At 29.8% G+C, this 2,583-nt stretch carries 2 protein-coding genes and 1 pseudogene; 1 reads left to right on the top strand and 2 read right to left on the bottom strand.

Annotated elements, in window-relative coordinates; all coding sequences use genetic code 11:
- Positions 1 to 335 (top strand): annotated as a pseudogene (locus Q0C22_RS07920) (helicase); the annotation flags it as partial.
- 79 nt (positions 336 to 414) lie between these two features.
- Here Q0C22_RS07920 and Q0C22_RS07925 read toward each other — a convergent pair.
- Together Q0C22_RS07925 and Q0C22_RS07930 are read right to left on the bottom strand one after the other, a co-directional pair.
- Positions 415 to 1,392, bottom strand: a complete 978-nt coding sequence (locus Q0C22_RS07925) for a hypothetical protein (RefSeq protein ID WP_291493528.1) — start codon at positions 1,390 to 1,392, stop codon at positions 415 to 417.
- On the bottom strand, positions 1,376 to 2,470 hold the full coding sequence (locus tag Q0C22_RS07930; RefSeq protein ID WP_291493531.1) for a glycosyltransferase: 1,095 nt from the start codon (positions 2,468 to 2,470) through the stop codon (positions 1,376 to 1,378). The genes Q0C22_RS07925 and Q0C22_RS07930 overlap by 17 nt, the downstream gene beginning before the upstream one ends.
- Between the last annotated feature and the right edge of the window lie 113 nt (positions 2,471 to 2,583).

The following is a 2,583-nucleotide window of genomic DNA, read 5'->3' on the forward strand; positions in this document are numbered from 1 at the left end:
AATTTATTGAAATGACAAAAGATATTGCCAAAGAAATTCGTGATAAAGTTTTAAAACACATAATGGTCAGAAGAACAAGAACTGAGATTGAAAAATATTTCGTAGAGGATTTAAAAAGAAATAATGTTAAATTTCCAGAAGTAGAAAATCCAAAGCCACTTTTTTATCAGCTAAGTGAAGAAGAAGACAGAATCTTCATGGAAACAGTTAGATTAATAACAAAGGAATTTACCTATGCTCGTTATACTCCTTTACTTTACTTTAAAAAACACATTTCTCCTCTGGAGCAGCAATCCCAGAAAAATATGGGCGGCTTTATGAAGATTCAGGTTTAAAAAAACCTCATATAGAACAAGGCTTATCCCGTCGTTAAAAAGGCTTTCGCCTGCAAGAAGAGTCTCTATGTCTTCTTTATTATTTTCTGTATTTTTTATATATATTTTTGAGAACTGGTAAAATTGTATCTCGTGTATATTTATTAGAGTCTAATATATTTTTAATTTGAAGCCTTAACACTTTTGGAATACCAATTTCATAGTGAATTTTCTCAACTAGCTTATCATAATTAGAGTCAGTTATAAGTTCTCTTGGGTGAGTGAGTGGAAATTCTATTTCTTGAAGACCTAAATTTCTGATATAGTTAGGAATGTTAAATTTGGCAGTATATGCCTCATCTCCATATCCAATATGAATTATTAAATTATTTTTTGGTGTTAATGCTAATAAATCTCTTTTAAGAAATTGATAAGTAAATTGTGTGTCCCATGTAATATTAGGATGTCTATGTATTTCATCGAATATTGCACTCCACCATAACCTAATCATTATATTATTATTGCTTACCTTATCTAAAAAATCTGTTTTTCTTACTTTTTGCCAATCTTTGGTATATATATCCTGATATTGCCATCTGTCTTTCCAAGTTGCCCAACCCCACTTTATATCGTACTTGCTGAACCAATAACTATAGGGATAATTTTCTTTTGGAAATGGATTAAAACCCTGTATTATACCTACTTGCTTATTATCTCTGTACAAATCTAGAAGTTCACTGCAAAATCTAAAAAAACTATCCGAAGGTAAACAATCTTCCTCTAATACTATGCCTTCATCTTCGTTAGAAAAAAACCATTCTATTGCACTATTTACTCCAAAAGCTGCCCCAAGATTTTTATCCATGAACATTGTCTTCACTTCACAATCCCAATCTATGTTGTTTATTATATAGCTTCTAACTTTATTAACTTTTATTTTTTCTTCTTCATTCCTTGGGCCATCTGAGAATATATATAGCTTGTAAGGTTTAACTTTTCCTATCTGCTCAAAAACTTTTGCGACAATCTGTAATCTTTTGAAAGGTATATACAGCAAAGGCTTATTTAATCTTTCCATCTAAAACCTCCACTCTTTTAGACTTGTCAAGCCTATTATTTAAAAAGTCTACTTTTCCCAATCTTCTTTTATATCCATCTCTTATTGCTTTTAAGATTATTTTAGCATTTTTCATGTCTGGTAGATTTATTAGAGTGATTATAGTTAAATATAAAAATAAGTTAATAAAATAAATTATTTTATTGTCCACAAAATTATCTAGTTTATAAACTACATCATTTCTAACACTATAATAAACTACAAATGGGTCACCTTTTGCTAAAAATGATCCTGGTTCTTTGGAGTCCCAGTTCTCATAGCTGGATAAGTGTAGATCTTCTATCTCGCTATCTAATACGATATAAATTTTCCCGCCTGTTTTTGTTATTCTGTACGACCATTCTGAATCATCAACATAAACATAGAATCTTTCGTTAGGATAACCAATTTTTTTGAGAATACTCTTATGAAACAGTAACCCTCCATAAGTAGCATCGCATATAGTACCAAATTGACTACGTTTTTGGTTATAAGCATTATATGGTGTGGGTTTTTCTAATTTAAAAATTTTTCTCGTTAGATATCTATAAACTTTTTTGTGTAATTCCTTTATATGAAATCCAAGAAAGCTATTCCTAATATGAGTTAAATTAGTTTTATTCTCTATTGTTATTAACTTTTTAATTTGTATAAAAGCTGACTTTCGAGGTCTAAAAGCGAATAAAGCAGCGTTTTCTTCTTTATTTTCAACATCTAAAGAATCCCAAAAATCTAATAGCACTTTTAAAGAATTTTCTAAAGGTTTATTGTCATCGTCTAAAAGCCATATAAACTCGCAATCTTCACATTTGTATGCTTCTTCTAATCCTCTTTTGTACCCGCCTGCTGAGCCAGTATTTTCATCTAAATAGATAACTTTGAGTTTATCTTTTAAGCTTTTTTCATATTCTTTAAGTTGATTTCTGCTATTTTCGGAAGAAGCATTGTCTACTACTATGATTTTGTGGACCCCTTCATTAAAAGATGCGTCTATAACTTGTTTCAACAAGTGAAATCTATCTCCATACGTTACAGTTACTACGCATACCTTGTATTTCATGATTAATTATAATTATACCAAAACCTAGCTTATATATATCATAAAATATGATATCTATTCTATTTCCAAGCACTCTATAGTATCAGTCCAGCCGTTGTAGTTGAGGATGATTA

The organism is Desulfurella sp., from assembly GCF_023256235.1.
GTDB lineage: Bacteria > Campylobacterota_A > Desulfurellia > Desulfurellales > Desulfurellaceae > Desulfurella.

Bases quoted from the DNA above. Each gene is read 5' to 3' on its own strand.
- Q0C22_RS07925 (WP_291493528.1), bottom strand. From the start codon at position 1,392: ATGGAAAGATTAAATAAGCCTTTGCTGTATATACCTTTCAAAAGATTA.
- Q0C22_RS07930 (WP_291493531.1), bottom strand. From the start codon at position 2,470: ATGAAATACAAGGTATGCGTAGTAACTGTAACGTATGGAGATAGATTT.